21 protein-coding genes are annotated in these 20,181 nt (G+C 67.7%); 8 read left to right on the top strand and 13 right to left on the bottom strand.

Annotated features, from left to right (window positions below; translation table 11 throughout):
• Positions 1–46: 46 nt before the first annotated feature.
• The 5 genes from arfA to pdxH form a co-directional block, all read right to left on the bottom strand.
• Positions 47–550: a channel-forming protein ArfA/OmpATb gene (gene arfA, locus MJO54_RS04450; protein ID WP_240175716.1), complete on the bottom strand. Its 504-nt coding sequence runs from the start codon at positions 548–550 to the stop codon at positions 47–49.
• A complete protein-coding gene (locus tag MJO54_RS04445; protein WP_046283605.1) occupies positions 551–919 on the bottom strand; it encodes an FKBP-type peptidyl-prolyl cis-trans isomerase in 369 nt (122 codons plus the stop codon). It abuts the gene before it with no gap.
• A 5-nt stretch (positions 920–924) separates the two neighbouring features.
• A complete protein-coding gene (locus MJO54_RS04440; protein WP_046283604.1) occupies positions 925–2,223 on the bottom strand; it encodes a citrate synthase in 1,299 nt (432 codons plus the stop codon).
• 99 nt (positions 2,224–2,322) lie between these two features.
• Positions 2,323–3,615: an MFS transporter gene (locus MJO54_RS04435; RefSeq protein ID WP_240175715.1), complete on the bottom strand. Its 1,293-nt coding sequence runs from the start codon at positions 3,613–3,615 to the stop codon at positions 2,323–2,325.
• 16 nt (positions 3,616–3,631) lie between these two features.
• A complete protein-coding gene (pdxH, locus tag MJO54_RS04430) occupies positions 3,632–4,291 on the bottom strand; it encodes a pyridoxamine 5'-phosphate oxidase (protein ID WP_259602795.1) in 660 nt (219 codons plus the stop codon).
• An 85-nt stretch (positions 4,292–4,376) separates the two neighbouring features.
• Between pdxH and MJO54_RS04425 the strand changes: the two genes are divergently transcribed.
• Positions 4,377–5,492 (top strand): citrate synthase 2, encoded by a 1,116-nt coding sequence (locus tag MJO54_RS04425; RefSeq protein WP_046283602.1) that lies wholly within the window; start codon positions 4,377–4,379, stop codon positions 5,490–5,492.
• Between the two features lie 101 nt (positions 5,493–5,593).
• On the opposite strand, the gene MJO54_RS04420 is transcribed toward MJO54_RS04425, so the two are convergent.
• Together MJO54_RS04420 and MJO54_RS04415 are read right to left on the bottom strand one after the other, a co-directional pair.
• Positions 5,594–7,285 (bottom strand): FAD-dependent oxidoreductase, encoded by a 1,692-nt coding sequence (locus tag MJO54_RS04420; RefSeq protein WP_064887835.1) that lies wholly within the window; start codon positions 7,283–7,285, stop codon positions 5,594–5,596.
• A gap of 15 nt (positions 7,286–7,300) precedes the next feature.
• Positions 7,301–8,341, bottom strand: a complete 1,041-nt coding sequence (locus MJO54_RS04415) for an AurF N-oxygenase family protein (RefSeq protein ID WP_046283600.1) — start codon at positions 8,339–8,341, stop codon at positions 7,301–7,303.
• 186 nt (positions 8,342–8,527) lie between these two features.
• Here MJO54_RS04415 and serC point away from each other — a divergent pair, with 186 nt between their 5' ends.
• Entirely contained in the window at positions 8,528–9,646 is a 1,119-nt protein-coding gene (serC, locus tag MJO54_RS04410; protein ID WP_046283599.1) for a phosphoserine transaminase, read from the top strand.
• Between the two features lie 258 nt (positions 9,647–9,904).
• Positions 9,905–10,678, top strand: coding sequence for a septation protein SepH (gene sepH, locus MJO54_RS04405; RefSeq protein ID WP_046283598.1), 774 nt, complete (start codon positions 9,905–9,907; stop codon positions 10,676–10,678).
• Here sepH and MJO54_RS04400 read toward each other — a convergent pair.
• A complete protein-coding gene (locus tag MJO54_RS04400; protein ID WP_046283597.1) occupies positions 10,669–10,944 on the bottom strand; it encodes a DUF2537 domain-containing protein in 276 nt (91 codons plus the stop codon). The genes sepH and MJO54_RS04400 overlap by 10 nt on opposite strands.
• Entirely contained in the window at positions 10,941–11,774 is an 834-nt protein-coding gene (locus tag MJO54_RS04395) for a TrmH family RNA methyltransferase (RefSeq protein ID WP_065152847.1), read from the bottom strand. The genes MJO54_RS04400 and MJO54_RS04395 overlap by 4 nt, the downstream gene beginning before the upstream one ends.
• A 39-nt stretch (positions 11,775–11,813) precedes the next feature.
• Here MJO54_RS04395 and MJO54_RS04390 point away from each other — a divergent pair, with 39 nt between their 5' ends.
• The 3 genes from MJO54_RS04390 to MJO54_RS04380 are packed head-to-tail and all read left to right on the top strand — an operon-like array spanning position 11,814 to position 13,208.
• Positions 11,814–12,083, top strand: a complete 270-nt coding sequence (locus MJO54_RS04390) for a DUF2530 domain-containing protein (RefSeq protein WP_046283595.1) — start codon at positions 11,814–11,816, stop codon at positions 12,081–12,083.
• A gap of 32 nt (positions 12,084–12,115) precedes the next feature.
• Positions 12,116–12,574 (top strand): SRPBCC family protein, encoded by a 459-nt coding sequence (locus tag MJO54_RS04385; RefSeq protein WP_046283594.1) that lies wholly within the window; start codon positions 12,116–12,118, stop codon positions 12,572–12,574.
• A gap of 58 nt (positions 12,575–12,632) precedes the next feature.
• Positions 12,633–13,208, top strand: coding sequence for a hypothetical protein (locus MJO54_RS04380; RefSeq protein ID WP_046283593.1), 576 nt, complete (start codon positions 12,633–12,635; stop codon positions 13,206–13,208).
• On the opposite strand, the gene MJO54_RS04375 is transcribed toward MJO54_RS04380, so the two are convergent.
• A complete protein-coding gene (locus MJO54_RS04375; RefSeq protein ID WP_046283592.1) occupies positions 13,205–14,269 on the bottom strand; it encodes a DUF3027 domain-containing protein in 1,065 nt (354 codons plus the stop codon). The genes MJO54_RS04380 and MJO54_RS04375 overlap by 4 nt on opposite strands.
• 223 nt (positions 14,270–14,492) lie before the next feature.
• Between MJO54_RS04375 and MJO54_RS04370 the strand changes: the two genes are divergently transcribed.
• Together MJO54_RS04370 and MJO54_RS04365 are read left to right on the top strand one after the other, a co-directional pair.
• The gene (locus tag MJO54_RS04370; protein ID WP_046283591.1) at positions 14,493–16,079 is read left to right on the top strand and encodes an MFS transporter; all 1,587 of its coding nucleotides are present in this window, start codon (positions 14,493–14,495) and stop codon (positions 16,077–16,079) included.
• 7 nt (positions 16,080–16,086) lie between these two features.
• Positions 16,087–16,596, top strand: a complete 510-nt coding sequence (locus MJO54_RS04365; RefSeq protein WP_046283590.1) for a DUF2771 domain-containing protein — start codon at positions 16,087–16,089, stop codon at positions 16,594–16,596.
• A 49-nt stretch (positions 16,597–16,645) separates the two neighbouring features.
• On the opposite strand, the gene MJO54_RS04360 is transcribed toward MJO54_RS04365, so the two are convergent.
• The 3 genes from MJO54_RS04360 to MJO54_RS04350 form a co-directional block, all read right to left on the bottom strand.
• Positions 16,646–17,656: a glutathione S-transferase family protein gene (locus MJO54_RS04360; protein ID WP_065152846.1), complete on the bottom strand. Its 1,011-nt coding sequence runs from the start codon at positions 17,654–17,656 to the stop codon at positions 16,646–16,648.
• A gap of 39 nt (positions 17,657–17,695) precedes the next feature.
• Positions 17,696–18,031: a DUF898 family protein gene (locus MJO54_RS04355; protein WP_046286810.1), complete on the bottom strand. Its 336-nt coding sequence runs from the start codon at positions 18,029–18,031 to the stop codon at positions 17,696–17,698.
• Positions 18,032–18,204: 173 nt separating this feature from the next.
• A complete protein-coding gene (locus tag MJO54_RS04350; RefSeq protein ID WP_046286813.1) occupies positions 18,205–20,136 on the bottom strand; it encodes an acyl-CoA dehydrogenase family protein in 1,932 nt (643 codons plus the stop codon).
• Positions 20,137–20,181: the final 45 nt, after the last annotated feature.

Here is a 20,181-nt window from a genome sequence, read left to right as displayed (position 1 = left end):
CCAGGACACCGCGAGTGTAGGAGCTTCGATTTGTTAATGGAGGCAGTTAGTCGTTTTTGGTGGACTTTTCCCCGCCCTGGGAGCTGGCTAGCTCGTTGACGATGCGGGCCCGCACCCAGGCGTCTTCGGCCGCGGCCTGCACGGCGGCCGCCTCGTCCGTCTTCGCGGTGGTCCCGCCCAGCGTCACGGTGTCGCCAGTGATCGCAAAAGTGAAATCGTCGATGCCCGCGGCGGCCTCGAACACCGGGCCCGCGCCGGAGAAGTCGATGGTCACCGCACCGGGAGCCACCACGAGATGGTCGACAACGGTGATGTCGTCGCTCGAGGTGATCACCGCATCCAGCAGCTCCCGTTTGGCTGCCGGATCGGCGACGTCTCCGGCCAGCGTGAATTCAGTGCCGTGACGGATCACCGACACCGGCACCGACGCTGCCGGCGCGGCGGCGGGCTGCGGGGCGGCGACGGGTTGGTGTGCGCGTTCGGCTAGGCCATAACCGACCGCAGCGAGCAGCGCCGTCAGCAGCGCCGCCCCGATCAGCCGGGCACGCACTCAGCGGGTGCCGAGCAGGTCGATCACAAAGACCAGGGTCTTGCCGGCCAGTGGGTGCCCGGTTCCGGCGGGCCCATAGGCCAGCTCCGGCGGGATCACCAGCTGACGCCGGCCGCCCACCTTCATGCCCGGGATGCCGTCCTGCCAACCGGCGATGAGCCCGTCCAGCGGAAACTCCAGGGATTCGCCGCGGTTCCAGGAGCTGTCGAATTCCGCGCCGCTGTCGTAGTCGACGCCGAGGTAGTGCACGTTGACGACCCCACCGGGGACGGCCGCGGGACCTTCCCCGACGACGATGTCCTCGATGACCAGGTCGGCGGGTGCCGGGCCGGTCGGAACGGTGATCTGCGGCTTGGCCGGATTAGTCATGGTGGTTACCGTCCGCCGATGCCGACGTAGTCACGCTCGGTGTAGCCGGTGTAGATCTGACGGGGCCGGCCGATCTTGCTGTCGCCCTCGTCGTGCATCTCGCGCCAGTGCGCGATCCAGCCGGGCAGCCGGCCCAGCGCGAACAGCACCGTGAACATCTGAGCCGGGAAGCCGATCGCCCGGTAGATCAGGCCGGTGTAGAAGTCGACGTTCGGGTAGAGCTTGCGCTCGACGAAGTAGTCATCGGTCAGCGCGGCCTCTTCGAGGTCCTTGGCGATGTTGAGCAGTTCGTCGTCACCGCCGAGCTTGCCGAGGATCTTGTCGGCCTGTTCCTTGACGATGCGCGCCCGCGGGTCGTAGTTCTTGTAGACCCGGTGGCCGAAGCCCATCAGCTTGACGCCGTCTTCGCGGTTCTTGACCTTGCGTACGAAGTCGGTGACGTTGCCGTTCTGCTGGTCGCGGATCTGCTCGAGCATCTCCAGCACCGCCTGGTTGGCGCCGCCGTGCAGCGGGCCCCACAGCGCGTTGATGCCGCCGGAGATCGAGGTGAACAGGTTGGCCCGCGAGGAGCCCACCAACCGCACCGTCGACGTCGAGCAGTTCTGCTCGTGGTCGGCGTGCAGGATGAACAGCATGTCCAGGGCGCGGACCACCTCGGGGTCGGCCTCGTAGGGCTCGGCCGGCAGGCCGAACGTCATCCGCAGGAAGTTCTCCACCAGGCTCAGCGAGTTGTCCGGGTACAGGAACGGCTGGCCGGCCGACTTCTTGTAGGCGTAGGCGGCGATGGTGGGCAGCTTGCCCAGCAGCCGGATGGTCGACAGTTCCACCTGGTCGTTGTCCGACGGGTCCAGCGAGTCCTGGTAGTAGGCGCTCAACGCGTTGACCACGCTGGAGAGCACCGGCATCGGGTGGGCGTTGCGCGGGAAGCCGTCGAAGAACCGCTTCAGGTCCTCGTGCAGCATGGTGTGCCGCTGAATCCGGCCGGTGAACGCGGCCAGCTGGTCAGAGGTGGGCAGCTCGCCGTAGATCAGCAGGTAGCTGACCTCGATGAAGGTCGACTTCTCGGCCAGCTGCTCGATCGGGTAGCCGCGGTAGCGCAGGATGCCGGCGTCACCGTCGATGTAGGTGATGGCGCTCTTGACCGGCGAGGTGTTGGCGTAGCCATTGTCGAACGTGGTGTAGCCGGTCTTGGCGAGCAGCGAACCGATGGCGAGAGCGTCGGACCCCTCGGTCGCCTTAACGATCGGCAGTTCTAGCTCGCCGCCCGGATACCGGAGAGTGGCGGTGTCATCGGTTGCGGCCACAAGGAACCCCTTTGCGCTATTCGGCTGACCAGATTGGGCGTGTATAGGAAAAGGTAGTCGGTTCCAGGCCAGCGCGCCCGCCCGGGGCCGAGGTATCCCCTATCGGCGTGACGGTGGCGGCTCCCGGTGTACATCGCCCGGCCGCCGATAGCGCAGGAAAGCGGGCGCTGCCAGGGCCGCAAGCACCACGCCCACCACCACCAGGGCCCCGCCGCCGGCGGACGCCGCGGCCGTCCCCACCACCGCCCCGGCGGCACCGTGCACCGCATCGGCGAGCCGGGGCCCGCCGGCGACGATCACGGTGAACACTCCCTGCAGCCGGCCGCGGATCTCGTCGGACGCGGCCTGCTGCAGCATCGTCGACCGGAACGCCGCCGAGACCATGTCCGCGGCACCGCCGACCGCCAGGAACGCCAGCGCCACCCACAGCGCCCGACCGGCGTGCCCGCCGCCGTGCCCGACCGCGAGCCCGAAACCGATCATCGCCCCGCCCCAGACCACGATCGCAGCCACGACGGCCAGGCCCTGACGAGTGATCCGCGGCAACCACCCCGAGAACACCCCGCCGAGCACCGCGCCGGCCGACATCGCCGCGGCCAGCAGCGCCATGGTGGTGCCGCCCTCGACCGGCCCGCCGAAGTCCGCGCTCGCGATCTGCGGGAACAGCGCCCTCGGCATGCCGAGGATCATCGCGATCAGGTCCACCACGAACGACATCAGCACCACGGTGTTGCCGGCCAGGTAGCGGAACCCGTCCAGCACGGCCGCGATCCCGAAGCTGGACGGGCCGACCGATTCAGCCGGCGGCATCGGAGCCAGCCGGAACGTCGCCCAGATCGGGAAGATGCACGTCGCGGCGTCGATCAGATACAGGGTGGACAGATCCACCCAGCCGAGCAGCAGCCCGGCCAGCAGGGGCCCGACGATCGCGCCGAACTGCATGACGGTCATGTTCAGTGAGTTGGCGGCCGGCAGATCACTGCCGGCCACCAGCCGCGGAATCGCCGCGGACCGGGTCGGGGCATTGACGGCATAGAACCCCTGCTGCACACCCAGCAGGACGAGTACCACCCACACGTTCTCGAGTCCGGCCGCGGCCTGGATCCACAGCAGCAGCGAGGCGGCCGCCAGCCCGCAGGAGGCGATGATCAGTAGCTTGCGGCGGTCCATGGCGTCGGCCCAGGCGCCGCCGAGCAGACCGAAGACGACCAGCGGGACCAGCGCGAACAGACCCGACAGCCCGACGTAGGCCGAGCTGCGGGTCAGCGCATAGATCTGCACCGGGACCGCGAAGATGGTCAGGTTCGCCCCGATGACGGTCGGGATACCGGCCACCCACAACCGTCGGAAGTCGGGGCTGCGCAACGGGGTGGTGTCGGCGAAAATCCTCACCGCGGCGACACCGGACTCACGGTTGGAGTCGCTCCACCCGCCCGCCGGTCACCCGAATCCGGTTGTGCAACCGGCCTTCCCGGCCCTGCCAGAACTCCACCACCTCCGGGGCGATCCGGTAGCCACGCCAGTTCTGCGGCGCGGGGATCGACTCGGCGCCGGAGAATTGGGCTGTAACAGCGTCCAACTGCGCCAGCAGTGCGGCCCGTGACTCGATGGGCTGCGACTGCTGCGAGGCGCAGAAACCCAACTGGGACGCCCGCGGTCGGTGTGACCAGTACTCGGCGCTGACCGACTCGTCGAGCTGGGTGACCGGTCCGCGAATGTGGACCTGGCGGCCCAGCTGATACCAGGGAAATGTGGCCGATGCGTACGGTGTCGCGGCCAGCTCGGCAGCCTTGGCGGAGTCGGTGTCGGTGAAAAACGTCACACCGTTCTCGTCGAGGTTCTTGCACAGCACCGAGCGGCTGACCGGGCGGCCGGCTTCGACCGTCGCCAGCACCATGGCGTTGGGTTCGGAGATCCCGGCGCGCTCGGCGTCGCCGATCCAGTTGCGCAGCAAAACCTCCCAGCCGTCCTCGAGCCAGTCCGCGTCGAGGTCGCCGCTGTTGTCCTTCTCCTGGTATTCCACTCTCATCGCCGCCAAGTGCTCGTTGTCGGGGCCGGTCCTGTGCACCGCACAACGCTACGCCCAGCCGCAGACCAGCCGTCGTTACCGGCCGGTAGCAACGACTGGGCGCCGGGGTGGAAGAATCCACGGTATGACTGCTGCGGTCCCGGAGAACTTTGTCGCCGGCTTGGAAGGCACGGTTGCCTTCACTACTGAAATCGCCGAACCGGACAAGGACGGCGGCGCGCTGCGCTACCGCGGCGTGGACATCGAGGACTTGGCCGGCAAGGTCGGCTTCGGCGATGTGTGGGCCCTGCTGGTCGACGGCGACTTCAGCCGTCCGCTGGCACCCGCCGAGCCGCTGGAGCTGCCGATACGCACCGGCGACGTCCGGGTCGACGCCCAGGCCGGCGTGGCGATGCTGGCGCCGCAGTGGGGCTTTGAGCCGTTGTTGGACACCGACGACACCACCGCCCGCGACCAGCTGGCCCGCGCCTCGGTGATGGTGCTGTCCTATGTCGCACAGTCGGCTCGGGGTCAGGAGCCCGCGGTGTCGCAGCAGGCGATCGACGGGTGCTCCACCATCACTGAGCGGTTCATGACCCGCTGGCGCGGCGAGCCCGACCCGCGGCACACCGAGGCGATCGACGCCTACTGGGTGTCGGCGGCCGAACACGGCATGAACGCCTCGACGTTCACCGCCCGGGTGATCGCCTCCACCGGGGCCGACGTCGGCGCGGCGCTGTCCGGCGCGATCGGCGCGATGAGTGGCCCGCTACACGGCGGCGCCCCGGCGCGGGTGATCCCGATGATCGCCGAGGCGGAGCGCACCGGTGACGCGCGCGCGGTGGTCAAGGGCATCCTGGACCGGCGCGAGAAGCTGATGGGCTTCGGACACCGGGTGTACCGTGCCGAAGACCCGCGCGCCCGAGTGCTGCGGGCCACCGCCAAGCGGCTGTCGGCCCCGCGTTTTGAGGTGGCTGCCGCACTGGAGCAGGCGGCGCTGGCCGAGCTTCGGGAGCGTCGCCCCGATCGCGCCATCGAGACCAACGTGGAGTTCTGGGCGGCGGTGATCCTCGACTTCGCCGAGGTGCCGCCGGCCATGATGCCGGCGATGTTCACCTGTGGCCGCACCGCGGGCTGGTGCGCCCACATCATGGAGCAGAAGCGATTGGGCAAGCTGGTGCGCCCGTCGGCGATCTACGTCGGGCCAGGTCCGCGCAGCGCGGAATCCGTTGCGGGCTGGGAGCACGTCACCACAGCGTGAACCCGCCCGCCCTTACGCCGAACGTGTAACCAGCGCGAGATTCTGCGCGGCGGATTCTTCGCGCTGAGTACACGCTCGGCGGTGGCCGAGGGTTAGATGGTTCAGCTGCGCCGCAGCGCGCGGAGCAGGTTCTGCAGCAGCGGCAGTTCCGAGTGGTCTTTGACCTCGTCGAGCATGTCCGGCACCCGGGTGAACTTCACCCGCGGGCGGTCTTGCGCTTCGCCGCGGGCGACTTCGGCTCTGTCGATGGCCTTCCAACCGGCGGCGTCGATGACATCGGGCTGCTGGGCGTGCACCATCCGGGCGACTGCCCGCGGGCCGGCGATCGGCTCCGTCAGCAGATCTGCGTTGTAGTCGGCGGCCAGCGTCTGAATGGTCTTCAGCGAGTCAGACTTGTTGGAGCCGATAAACCCGTTGGTACCGCGCTTGATCCAGCCCGACACGTACGCACCCGGAACTCGCTCACCGGTCGCCGGGTCGATCACCCGACCGCCCTCGTTGGGGACGACGCCGGCGGCGTCGTCGAACGGCAGGTCGGCGATGGGCGTTCCGTGGTAACCGATCGAAGTCAGCACCAGGCCGGCGTCAATACGTCGCATCTGATCGGTTCCGGTGACAGTGAACTCCACTGCGCTGCAACGGTCATCACCGACAACTCGGGCCGGGGTCAACTCGTAGGCGAATCGAATCCGGGGACGGGTGATCGGTGCCGACGCGTCACCCAGCTTGCTCAAGATCTCCAGCTTCTGCCGGGTCAAGGTGTCTTGCACCGTCGCCAGGTCATCACGCACCCGGGCATGGTCCTCGGCGTCGAGGACCACCTCAGCGGTCTGCGTCAGCCCGACCAGCTCGGGCAGGGTGAACGCAGAAGACGCTGGGCCGCGTCGCGCGACGATCACCACCTCGGAAACAGCCGAGCCCCGCAGCGCCGCCAGCGCGTAGTCGGCGATGTCGGTGCGCGCCAGTCGGTCCGGGTCGGCGGTGAGCACGCGTGCCACATCGAGGGCGACGTTGCCGTTGCCCACGATCACCACCCGCTCGCAGCTCAGATCGACTGGCAGGTCGGCGAACTCGGGATGCCCGTTGTACCAGCCGACGATTTCGGTCGCGGTGCCCGTTCCGGGCAGCCCCATTCCATCGATCTCAAGGCGCCGGTCGTGCAGCGCACCCGAGGCGTACAGCACGGCGTGGTGGTGCTGCAGCAGGTCCGCATGACTCAGGTGCTTGCCCACCTCGACGTTGAGGAAGAACTGGAAACCACGGCGCGCGGAGATCTCGTCGAACAACCGGGTGGCCAGCTTGGTGCGCTGGTGATCCGGGGCGACGCCGGCCCGAACCAACCCGTAAGGGGTGGGCAGCTTCTCGAACATATTCACCAGCACGCCCTGCTGGGTCAGCAGTTCGTCGGCCGCGTACATGGCCGCCGGGCCGGAGCCGACGATAGCTACGGTCAGCGGATATTTGCCGCGCTGGTGTAGCTCGGCGGCCGGCAGGATGGGCGCCAGCTTGGAGGTCGGTGGAAGCTTCACCCCGGCAGGGCGTTCCGGGTAGAACGACTTGTTGATCTCCACGAACGGCAACTGTTCGCCCATCACCTTGGTGTGCGGGACGATCGCGTCGACCGGGCAGGCCCGCACGCAGGCTCCGCAGTCCACACACGCATCGGGGTCGATATAGAGCATCTCCGACGTGGCGAACTCGGGCTCGTCCGGCGTGGGGTGAATGCAGTTGACCGGGCAGGCGAACACACACGACGCGTCGTTACAACACGCCTGGGTAATTACGTGCGGCATGACCTGAGGGCGGCGCTATGCGACCGAGGCGGCAACGGGCGTCAGATGCGCACGCTGCGGCTGGCTGCGGAACCGGGACGGTGCGCCGTGAATGCGGCAGATCCGCCAGACCAACTTGGCGATCGGGTTCATCAGACCGGTGTCGTGGCAGAGCATCCGGACGTCGCCGAACATGTCCTGCAACATCTGTCGAGCCTCGGCCGACCGGAAGAAGATGTCCTTGCGGACCTCGCGCGGAATGTCGAACTCGGTCCAGAACGCCTTGGGCGGCACCACGATCGCGGAACACAGGATCCGCATCACGATCGGCACGTACAGCGACAGCCAGAACCGCTTACGACGAGGCAGGTTCGGAATGCGCTTGTGCAGATATTCGTGCGCGAACGAGATGTGCCGCGCCTCCTCGGCCACGTGAATGGCCATCACCCGTTCCATGATCGGGTGCAGGGTCTTGCCTTCGCGCAGGATGGCCTTCTGGATGTGGTCGATGGGCTCTTCGCCGGCCAGGATGCCGAACCAGAACGGGATCGGCAGCGGTCCGGCGACCAGCGGAATGAACGGCTGTACCCACTTGAGCAACCGCGGCATCCCGGGCACGTCAGCGCCGATGTGGTTCACCATCTCCTGGAACATCATGGTGTGGTTGCACTCTTCCACCGCCTCGTGCAGGCAGTAGCGGTACTCGGGTGAGCCGTTGGGCGTCCAGAACGCGTATTCCATCAGGCCGCGGATCAGGATCGACTCGAAGTGCAGCCCGACCTTGGCGACGTTGGCCTGGCGCCACATACCGATCTTGATCTGGACGTCCTCAGGCTGGGCCTGGTACCACCAGTGCCGACCGATCGGGTCGGTGCCCGGCAGGATCCAGCGCGGGTCGTTCTCGGTGACCTTGAACTCCGGAGTGTCCCAGTCGATGTCGGTGTACGGATTGAAGTTCCGGCGCACCGACCCTTCCGACAAGGTGTTGAGGATCTCGACGTAGTTCGCGTCGTCGGTCACTTCCATGTTGGCTCGCCACCGGCGCACGATTCGGGTTCGAGCGGCTTTCTGAGCCATTGGAGACACCTCCAGCAGTCGTTTACATTTAGTAGGCTTATGTACAACGGTACCGCAGGTACTGGGTACCCGTCCAGACTCCGGATCAACACTGTGGGCGTGACAGGTGTCGAGCACCTTGGGTGATCCACGTCACAATAAACCTGCCCTGCGAGGTCGCGCCGACCGCTGTCTACGCTAGAGACCATGGCTGAGCAGCTCACGATCCCGGACAACATCAAGCCCGCTGACGGACGGTTCGGCTGCGGGCCGTCGAAGGTCCGCCCTGAGCAGTTGAACGCGCTGGTCACCACGGCAGCGCCGCTGTTCGGCACCTCCCACCGTCAGGCGCCGGTCAAGGACTTGGTCGGCCGCGTCCGCTCCGGGTTGCGCGAACTGTTCTCGGTGCCCGAGGGCTACGAAGTGGTCCTGGGCAACGGCGGGTCCACGGCCTTCTGGGATGCCGCGGCGTTCGGGCTGGTCGACAAGCGGTCACTGCACCTGACCTACGGCGAGTTCAGCGCGAAGTTCGCCTCGGCGGTGGCCAAGAACCCCTTCGTCGGCGACCCGATCGTCATCAAGGCCGACGCGGGCAGCGCCCCCGAGCCGCAGTCCGACCCGTCGGTCGACGTGATCGCCTGGGCGCACAACGAGACCTCGACGGGAGTGGCAGTGCCGGTGCGCCGGCCCGAGGGTGCCGATGGCGCCCTGGTGGTAATCGACGCGACGTCGGGTGCCGGCGGCCTGCCGGTCGACATCACCGAGGTCGATGCCTACTACTTCGCCCCGCAGAAGAACTTCGCCTCCGACGGCGGGCTGTGGCTGTCCATCATGAGCCCGGCCGCGCTGGCCCGCATCGAGGCCATCGCCGCGTCCGGCCGGTGGGTGCCGGAGTTCCTGTCCCTGCCGATCGCGGTGGACAACAGCACCAAGAACCAGACCTACAACACCCCGGCGATCGCCACCCTGGCGCTGTTGGCCGAGCAGCTGGACTGGATGCTGGGCAACGGTGGGCTGGACTGGGCGGTCAAGCGCACCGCGGACTCGTCCCAGCGGCTGTACTCGTGGGCCGAGGAGCGGTCGTTCACCACGCCGTTCGTCGCCGACCCGGCGTTGCGCTCGCAGGTCGTGGGCACCATCGATTTCGTCGACGAGGTGGATGCGGCCGCCGTGGCCAAGGTGCTTCGGGCCAACGGCATCGTCGACACCGAGCCCTACCGCAAGCTGGGCCGCAACCAGCTGCGGGTGGCGATGTTCCCGGCGGTGGACCCCGACGACGTCAGCGCGCTGACGCAGTGCGTGGACTGGGTCGTCGAGCGCCTCTGAGCTTCGCCCAGCACAGTGCCCTGAGCCCGGCGGCCCGCCCAGCACAGTGCCCTGAGCCCGGCGGCCCCAGCTTCACCTCTCCTTCGTCGAGGTTCGCTGAACCGCCGGGTCCAAGCGGCGGTCCCAGCTTCACCTCTCCTTCGTCGAGGTTCGCTGAACCGCCGTAATCGGATCGTTATAACGCCCGCGTGTCACGACGGGCGGGGCCGTTCACTGGACTAGAGTCCGCACGTAACCGGGCGTTCGCAAGGAGAAGTCATGCGGGAACTGAGGGCCATCGGCCTCGACGTCGACGGCAAGCACATCATCTGCGAAAGCGCCGGGGACGGCGAAGACCACACCGAGATGTTCCGGGTGCGTATCGACGACCGGTTGCGCGGCGCTGTGCGCGGCGAGGGTCATCGCGTCGGACAGAATCCGGCCGACGCGGGCAGCATGCTGCGCCCCAAAGACATCCAGGCACGCATCCGCGCCGGAGCCTCGGTCGAACAGGTGGCTGCCGCCGCCGGTGTGGACGTCGCCCGCGTGGAGCGCTTCGCCCACCCGGTGCTGCTGGAGCGGTCCCGGGCCGCGGAACTCGCAACCGCTGCCCACCCGGTGCTGTCCGACGGCCCAGCGGTACCGACCCTGCTGGAAGTCGTCACCTCCGCGCTGGTGACGCGGGGCTTGAGCTCCGACAGCAGCAGCTGGGACGCGTGGCGCAACGACGACGGACGCTGGACGGTGCAGCTGGCCTGGAAGGCCGGCCGCTCGGACAATGTCGCGCACTTCCGGTTCACTCCGGGCGCGCACGGCGGGACGGTGACCGCTGTCGACGACGCGGCCATGGAATTGATCGACCCCGGATTCGGGCGTCCCCTGCGGCCGGTCGCCGCGGTGGCCGAACTGGACTTCGAGGCTCCGGCCGCCCCCGCCGTGGTCGAAGAGGAGCCGGTGCAGCAGCGCGCGGGGAGCCGCGCCCGCCGCAGCAAGCCCGAAGTCCCGGGCTGGGAAGACGTCCTGCTCGGGGTGCGCTCGACCGGTCAGCGCTGAGCAGCCAGCGCCAGTAGCACCAGCCACGCACCCGCCACACCGATTCCGGCGCCCAACGCCAACCAGCGCAGCACCGGAGTGCGTCGCCAGCCCCACACCGTGGGCGCCAGCCCGCCCACCGCAATCAGATTGAGCGCCACCGCCAGTGCCGGATGGACGCGCAACAGGCCCAGGCTCAACACGGTGATCGCGGTGCCGGTCACCGCCGCGACGAACCCCGCCACAGTCAGCCCCGTCCCCCACGGCGTGCTGGGAGTGGACGTCATTCCGGCAGCCTAATGCGCTCGTAGAAGGCCAGCGCGGCAGCGGTGGCGACGTTGAGCGAGTCGGTTCCCCGCGACATCGGGATGCGGACCCGCATGTCGCTGGCGCGCATCGCCCGCTCCGACAGGCCCGGCCCCTCCGCGCCGACCAGCACGGCCACCGGTTCGTCGCGCACCTTCGTCATCGCGTTCGACAAGAGCTCGGCTCGCGGGTCCGGAGTCATCGCCAGTAGCCGGAAACCCTGCTCGCGCAGCATCGTCAGATCACCGGGCCAGTCCGCCGAACGGGCGAACGGCACCAACAGGGCGTGCCCCATCGAGACCCGCACCGAGCGCCGGTAGAGCGGATCGGCACAGCCACTGCCGAACACCACCGCGTCCACACCCAACCCGGCACCGTTGCGAAAGATCGAGCCCAGATTCTCGTGGTCGTTGACGCCTTCGAGCACCGCGATCGTCCGAGCCCCGGCGACCAGACCAGCCACCGACGGCTCGGGCACCCGCGAGGCGGCGGCCAGCACACCGCGGTTGAGGTGGAAGCCCACCACCTCGGCCATCACCTCGGCGGACACCCGGTAATACGGAACGTCCGGGGCGTCGGGTGCGGTCAGGTCGGGGGTCAACTCCGTCAGCCGCCGTTCGGTGCCCAGCAGCGCCCGCGGGGTAAACCGCGATGCCAGCATCCGCTGCACCACCAGCACCCCTTCGGCGATCACCAACCCCTTGCCGGTGGGCAAGTCCGGGCGACGATCGATGCTGTTCAGATCGCGGAAGTCATCCAGCCGGGAATCGCTGGGGTCATCGATATCGACAACATCGACGACCCTGGCCACTGCGGGAACTTTACCGGCGAGGCGCTAACGTCGACGGCGATGACCCCTCAGCACTCCCCGGAGCCCACCCCTCAGCCGCCACCGCTGCCGATCGCGTTGCTGCGGATCTGGCCGGTGATAGGCACCGGCGTCGCCGGTTTCTGCGGCGCGACCATCGCCGCGTTCACGGTGCCCGCACTGGAGGGGTGGCGGCCGGTGAGCCTGGCGGGGCTCGGCGTCGGGATGGTGGGCACCACAATTTTTCTGGTGCAACGCGGCGCGGCACGACGCGGCGCACGCGGAGCCCAAACCGGGCTGGAACACGAATAGAGTTACGAACCGACGATTCGAGGAGGAACGCCATGGCAGCCCCACTGTTGACGGCACAGGTCGACATCGATGCACCGGTGGCCAAGGTCTGGGCACTGATCTCCGACTTCCGCCGGATGCCCGAGTGGAGCCCGCAGTGCCGGTGGATGAAGCCGCTCGGTGCGGTGCGCCAGGGAACCCGCACGATCAACTTCAACCGACGCGGACGGATGTACTGGCCCACCAGCTCCGTCATCACCGAGTACATCCCGGAGCGCAAACTGGCCTTCCGCGTCACCGAGAACCACAGTGTGTGGACCTACGAACTCGAGCCGACCGCCACCGGGACTCGGGTCGTCGAGAGTCGGCACGTCGAGAACGGCAACACCACCGCGGTCTCCGCGTTTTTGGTGGGCAAGTTTATGGGTGGGACGCCCACCTTCGAACGTGAGCTGGTCGAGGGTATGAACGCTTCACTGAGCAAGATCAAGGCCGCCGCAGAGAACACCTGACGCCCCTGTGGCGGCGGAGTAACGTCCCCTGAAATGGGCGGGATACTGGGAGGAATCCATGGAAACCGTGAAATCCGCAGTGCGACTGCCGAGCATCGCCATCGCAGCGACGGCCCTGGTGGCCACCGGCCTGACCCCGGTGGCCGCGGCACCCGAAATCAGCACGCGCGCTGTGGCCGCGGTCTCGGCTGAAGTGACGCTGGCCGCCAACGCGGTCGTCGACAGCTTCGACACCCTCGCCGGGCTCGCGCCTTTCGATATGTCCAGCATTGCCGACGAACTCAATGTGCCGGACACTTTCGACCTGTCCGAAGTCCTGCCGGGCGCGGCCAATGCGTTGGACGTTCCCGGCGCTGCCGACGCGTTCGACATCGTCGGTCTGTTCAACGCCGAAGTGGCAGCGGCCGTGGGACTGTTCAACCGCTTTATCAGCCTGCCGTTCACGTTGTTCAACGACTTCGAGAACTTGTTCACCAGCCTGATCAACCTCGACTTCGGCATGGCCTTCAGTCAGGCGGCCACCATCCCGCTGGACATCGTCAACTACGTCGTCGGCCTACCGGGAGCGGTGGTCAACACCGCCTTCAACATGCTCTTCGTGCTCCCGGGCGAGTACCTGTTCAACTTCGGTTAGGACGTCTCCGGCTCGCCCGGCTCCTCGGCTTCCCCTGGGGCGTCGGGGATGTCGGCGGACGCTTCGATGACAGTCTCTGCTGCATCAGCCTCGGCGTCGGTTCCGGTTTCGGCCGGTTCCGGCGCCGCTGCTGTTACGGCGGGAACCTCGGACTCGGCTTCGACGACGGCCTCAACCGCTTCAGTCTCGGCTTCGCCTTCGGCCACCGGCCGAACCGGCTCGGCCACGTCTTCGGTCACCTCGGCACCCGTCTCAGTCTCGGCTTCAGCCGGCTCGGTGACCTCGGCGGCCGGAACCGTTGCGACGTCGACGATCTCCAGCACACCATCGTCGTAGGGCTCGTAGGCCGGGGAACCGGTGCCCGCGGGCGCCGGAGTGTCACTGTGTGCGCCGCAGCCGTACCGGTTGTCGACCACGTGGCCGTCGGCGGACATTTCGTTACCGCAAACGCCGAACACCGTGCCCAGCTCACCGGCGAGCGGCAAATAGAAGCCACAGTCGCGGCAGACCCGTTTGGTGGACCGTGCCATCGCCGAATCCGGGCCGTACTCGCCGTCGTGCCAGCGCTGCGCCGCCTCGGCGCGGCCCACCGGACTCATCAGCCACCGTCGGCCCAGACCGATCTCGCCGGCCACCTCGTCGAGCTGCGGATCGCCGCTCGAGGTGTAACCGGGCACCAGCCGCGGGTCGTCGGCGGGCGGCGCCAGCAGATCCCCCGGCCCCAGGTCGCCGGGACGCACCCGCTGGTCCCACGGCACCCACTCCGGCGCGAGCAAGGCCGTGGGGCCGGGCACCAGCACGACCTCACTGACCGTGGGCTCCGTGGCGCCCGGGATCGCCGCGACGACGACCGCCCACTGCCAGCCCTGATAACCGGGCAGCACCGCACCGAACCGGTGGGTGGCGGCGGTCGGGTCTTCGTAGTCGACCCCCAGGTGCTCGCCGACAGTGTCGGCGCCGCTGAACTCGGCGACGGCCGAGCGGGCCTGCTCGACGGCCTCGGCCAGCACCGTGGGCACGGCGATGGTCGCAGTGGCTGATTCTGCGCTGGGTCCGGTCACGCGGGTCCCTTCCGTTCAATGACGTCCCTATACTGCCGCAGCGCGGCTCCATCAGCCACATGCAGGCACGATCACGGCCTACGCGGTCGTGCGGCGGACATAGGGAAGAATCGCGGATGTGTCTGCACGGCGTCGCGATATCCCCGAACCGGGCCGGCGCAGCCGTCCGTCACCGGTCTCCGGCCGAGGTACGCGCAACGGCTCGGCCGGACAGCATCCTGGCATGGCCAACTACCCCAGCAACAACACCGGTGACCAGCGGCAGCGCAAGCCCATGCCCAGCGACAACCGGTACCTGCCACCGCTGCGCGAACACACCGGCACACCTCGTCGTCCCGAGGCTCCGGGTGAGGCGGGCGCCAGCGATCGCGTCACGGTCACCCGCGCCGCCGCGGCGCGTAGTCGCGAAATGGGCTCGCGGATGTATGGGCTGGTGCAACGGGCCGCCACCGCCGACGGCGCCGACAAATCCGGACTGACCGCCCTGACCTGGCCGGTGGTCGCGAACTTCGCGGTGGACGCGGCGATGGCCGTCGCGCTGGCCAACACCTTGTTCTTCGCGGCGGCCGCCGGCGAGAGCAAGGGCCGGGTGGCGCTGTATCTGCTGGTGACAATCGCGCCCTTCGCGGTGGTCGCGCCGCTGATCGGCCCCGCCCTGGATCGCGTCCAGCATGGCCGGCGCGCGGCGTTGGCCATGTCGTTCTCGCTGCGAACCCTGCTGGCCCTGGTGCTGATCGCCAACTACGACGGTGTGGCGGGCACCTTCGGCTCCTGGGTGCTCTACCCGTGCGCGTTGGCGATGATGGCGCTGTCGAAGTCGTTCACGGTGTTGCGCAGCGCGGTGACGCCACGGGTCATGCCGCCGTCGATCGATCTGGTGCGGGTCAATTCCCGGCTGACGATGTTCGGTCTGCTCGGCGGCACGATCGTCGGGGGCGGCGTCGCCGCGGCAGCCGAGTACATCTTCACCCGGCTGCTACAGCTACCGGGGGCATTGTTGGTGCTCGTGGCGGTCTCGGTGGCCGGGGCGGTCCTGTCGATGCGGATCCCGCGATGGGTGGAAGTGACCGCCGGTGAGATCCCGACCACCTTGAGCTACCGCTTCGACGAACGGCCGCGAAGCTGGCCCGAACAGGTCCGGCGGGCCGGCGGGGCGCTGAGCCAGCCACTGCGGCAACCGCTGGGCCGCAACATCATCGCCGCGCTGTGGGGCAACTGCACCATCAAGGCGATGGTCGGGTTCTTGTTCTTGTACCCGGCGTTCGTGGCCAAACAGCACAACGCCGGCGGTTGGGTGCAACTGGGCATTCTCGGGCTGATCGGGGCGGCCGCGGGTCTGGGCAATTTCGCCGGGAACTTCACCAGCGCCCGACTGCAACTGGGACGCCCCGCCGTGCTGGTGGTGCGCTGCACCATGGCGGTGACCGCTGTCGCGCTGGCGGCAGCGGTGGCCGGGACCCTGGTGATGGCGGCGATCGCCGCATTGGTGACGTCGGGAGCCAGTGCGATCTCGAAGGCGTCGCTGGACGCAGCACTGCAGGACGACCTGCCCGAAGAGTCACGGGCCTCGGCATTCGGCCGCACCGAGTCCACCCTGCAACTGGCCTGGGTGTTGGGCGGTGCACTGGGCGTGTTGGTATATACCGACTTGTGGGTGGGTTTCACCGCGATCACCGCTCTGCTGATCCCCGGTCTGGCCCAGACCATCTTGTCGTTCCACGGCGACTCGTTGATTCCCGGCCTGGGGGGCAACCGGCCGGTGCTGATCGAGCAGGACGGTGCCCGCCTCGATCCGGCAAGACAGGGGTGATGTAGGAGTGAAACGCTCGACGGCCGTGCTGGTGGCGGTGCTGACGGTGGTGACCGCGGCGCTCGCCGGCTTCGGCACCTGGTGGTTCACCCGGGCCGAGGAGCCGCTGCCGCCGCAGATCAGCGCGTACTCCAACGGGCATCTCACCCGCACCGGACCGTACATGTACTGCAACGTGCTCAACCTCGATGAGTGCCTGCTCACCGAAGCGCAAGGCACGTTGGCGGTCGATTCGCGTCATCCGGTGCAGCTGTCGGTGGACGAGACCATCGGGCGAGCTCCGTGGCAGCTATGGCGGCTCTACGACAACCCGGACGACACCACCAAAGAGACATATCCGGCGGGCAGCACCCTGGCGGTCACCGTCCCCACCGTGGATCCGCAGCGCGGTCTGCTGCGCGGGCTGGTGGTGCAGCTGCCCACCCTGATCGTCGACGCCAGAACCGGCGAGCTATTCACGGCGTCACACGCCGAGTGGGCGGTGGGCACGCGCTGGGGCCGGAGCGACCGTCACTGATTCGCCGAACGTGTAATGAGTACGAAAATCGCGCTGAATCTCGCCCTCATTACACGTTCGACGCGCCGTGGCCGGCCGGCACCTGCTCGCCTTCCGGCACCGGACCCGGCGGCGTTCCTTCCCCGAACGGCCTGCCGCCCAGCGCTTCTCGTCCATGCGGTGACAGCCAATTCGCCAGGTCCGGCCCGTCGGGGACGATCTGCGACGGATTGATGTCGGCGTGCACGATGTAGTAGTGCTGTTTGATCTGCACGAAGTCAATGGTGTCGCCGAACCCGGGCGTCTGGAATAGATCCCGGGCATAGGCCCACAACACCGGCATCTCGGACAGCTTCTGCCGGTTGCATTTGAAATGTCCGTGATAGACCGGGTCGAACCGGGCCAGCGTGGTGAACAATCGCACGTCGGCCTCGGTGATGGTGTCCCCCACCAGGTATCGCTGATCGGCCAGACGGACGCTGACCCAGTCCAGCGCGGTGAAGAGCCGGTCGTAGGCGGCGTCGTAGGCCTCCTGGGTGCCGGCGAAACCGCACCGGTAGACCCCGTTGTTGATCTCGGTGTAGATCCGCCTTGCCACCTCGTCGATCTCGTCGCGCAGCGGTGCGGGATACAGCTGCGGCGCCCCGTCGCGGTGATAGGCCGTCCACTCGGTGGAGAAGTCCAAGGTCATCTGGGCGAAGTCGTTGGTCACCACCGCACCGGTGGGCACGTCGACCATCGCCGGAACCGTGATCCCCTTGGGGTAGTCAGGAATGCGTTTGAAGTACGCGTCTTGCAGCCGAGGAATCTGCAGCACCGGGTCGACGCCACCGGGGTCCAGATCGAACGTCCAGCTGCGCTGATCGTGAGTCGGGCCACAAAACCCAATGGAGATAACCTTTTCCAGGCCAAGCAGCCGCCGCACGATGATTGTGCGATTGGCCCACGGGCAGGCCCGTGCGACCACCAGTCGGTACCGGCCCGGTTCGACGGGATACCCATCACGACCGTCGGCGGTGATCCGGGTGGAGATGTAGTTGGTATCGCGCTTGAAATCGCCGCCGGCGAGGTAGCTGGCCATGCCTACCAGGGTGCCACGATTCGAGGGCCGCGTGCGGGTTCACACCGGGGTGTGCTGCGCCCAGGAGGTGTTCTCCCACTTCCACCGAGCCAGGCGTGGTCCGACCCAGAACCCGTAGATCCCCACCGTGATGATGATCAAGATCAGCCACTTCCACCACATGCCGAACAGTCCCCAGGCACTTCCGGTGAAAGCGAGCTGCCGGCCCTCGATGTAGGAGTGCTTCGCACGCCACCGTTCCCGCAGCACGAGGCCGAACGGGTAACAGATCCCCAGAGTGAGCACCGTGATCAAGAAGGCCAAGACCGCAGTGCCCAGGTAGGTGCCCGCGCCGCCGTCGAACGCAAACTGGTGGGTCTGGGCGCGTTTCGGCACGACGGGAGGCGCGGTCGGTTGCGGGGCGGGGCCGAGATTCGGTGGGCCGGCCGGAATGGGGCCTGGTGGATGAGGCTCTGGCAGGTAGGGCGTGGACATATGCTCCCTCCGTTCCGGACGGATCAGGTCGTGGTGCCGCAGCTTAGCTCCCGCGGCTCGACGAAGGAGCGGATCTACGGGGTGGGAAGGAACCGGCGTGCCAAGTTCGACTCGGTGGAAGCACCCGGTTCCCAGTGGGCAATCCACGGTCCCGTGACCTCGGACGGATCAAGGATGCCATCCTCCAGCCAGAGGTAACGGTCCTGCAGTACTGCGTCGGCCAACCGGGCGTCGGCGCGGTCAGTGTTCGTCCACAACGCGGCAAACAACGCCTCGACCCGCAGCCGGGACTGCGCGCAGAATCCGTCGGCCAGCTGATAGGCCTGCTGACCCTCGGCCCGGTCGGCCACCCGCTGGGCCTCAGCGCGCACGCACACCGCGGCCATCGCGAACAGCTCCGCCCCGATGTCGACGACCCGCCCTAAGAACCCCTGCCGTTTCTCCATGCCGGCCTGCCACCGGGCCATGCCGTAGAAGGTGTTGCGCGCCAGCTTGCGTGAATGGCGTTCGACAAAACGCAGGTGCGTGGCCAGCTCGCCGAACTCGCGGTATGCCATGGGACGTTGGCCTTCCCCGAATACCAGTTGCGGCAACCACTTTGCGTAGAAGCGGCTGGCCCCGGCGGCGGATCTGGCTTTCTGCCCCAACCTGGCCTTGGGGTTGGCGAGCTCGCCGGCGGCGCTCAGGTGGGCGTCGACGGCTTCGCGGGCTATCAGCAGCCGCATGATCTCACTGGACCCTTCGAAGATCCGGTTGATCCGTAGATCGCGAATCAGTTGCTCTACCGGTACCGCACGCTCGCCGCGCGCCGCCAGCGACTCGGCGGTCTCATAACCGCGGCCGCCACGAATCTGCAGCAGCTCATCGGCGATGATGCAGGCCATCTCGCTGGACCACAGTTTGGCCAACGCCGCCTCGATCCGGATGTCGTTGCGGCCCTCGTCGGCCATCTGACCGGACAGCTCCAGGACCGCTTCCAGCGCGTAGCTGGTCGCGGCGATGAACGCGATCTTCTTGGCCACGGCCTCGTGCTCGCCGACCGGCCGACCCCATTGGACCCGCTCGCGGGACCACTGCCGAGCGATCTTCAGAGCCCATTTCGCCGATCCGGTGGCCATCGCTGGAATGGCCAGGCGGCCGGCGTTGAGCGTGGTCAGCGCGATCTTCAGACCGTCGCCCTCGCGTCCCACCAGGTTCTGGGCGGGCACCCGAACCTTGTGCAGCCGGGTCACGCCGTTCTCGATGCCGCGCAGCCCCATGAACTTGTTTCGGCGCTCGACGGTGATCCCGGGAGTATCGGCTTCCACCACGAAGGCACTGATTCCTCCTCGGTGACCGTTGCCGTCGGGCACCCGCGCCATCACCACCAGCAGCTCGGCCACCACGCCGTTGGTGGTCCACAGTTTGACCCCGTCCAGCTCGTAGGCCGCACCGTCCTCGATCGGTCTCGCAGTCGAGGCCAGCCGAGCAGGATCGGAGCCCACATCCGGTTCGGTCAATAGGAATGCCGAGATCGCCCCGGCCGCGCAACGCGGCAGGAACATCTTCTTCTGTTGATCGGTACCGGCCAGTTTGAGTGGTTCGGGTACTCCGATCGACTGATGAGCGCTCAGCAGCGCACCGAGGCTGGGGTGCACGCTCGACACCATCATCAGGGCCCGGTTGTAGGCGACCTGCGACATGCCCAGACCGCCGTACTCGGCGGGGATCTTCAGCCCGAAGCAGCCCAGCCCGGCCAGTCCTTTGACGTATTCGTCGGGGATCTGTGCGTCACGCTCGATAACCGCGCCGTCCATGGTGTCGAGAAGTTCCCGCAGCCTGCCCAGAAACTCCTCGGTGCGCGCGCCATCCTGATCGGACGGCCGCGGAAACGGGTGGATGAGCGGCAACGGAAACTTCCCGAGGAACAGACCTTTGGCGAAAGATGGTTTGTCCCAGCCACTTTCACGAGATTCTTCGGCAACGGCTCGCGCTTGCTCCTCGCTGACTTGCATCTGTTGCGCCATGTCGGACACCTCCTGAACCAGCAACCGCCGGAGAACCGCTGCTTT

Origin of the sequence: Mycolicibacter virginiensis, from assembly GCF_022374935.2 — a bacterium.
In the GTDB taxonomy this organism is placed as follows: domain Bacteria; phylum Actinomycetota; class Actinomycetes; order Mycobacteriales; family Mycobacteriaceae; genus Mycobacterium; species Mycobacterium virginiense.
This window is presented reverse-complemented; position numbering and strand designations above follow the sequence as displayed.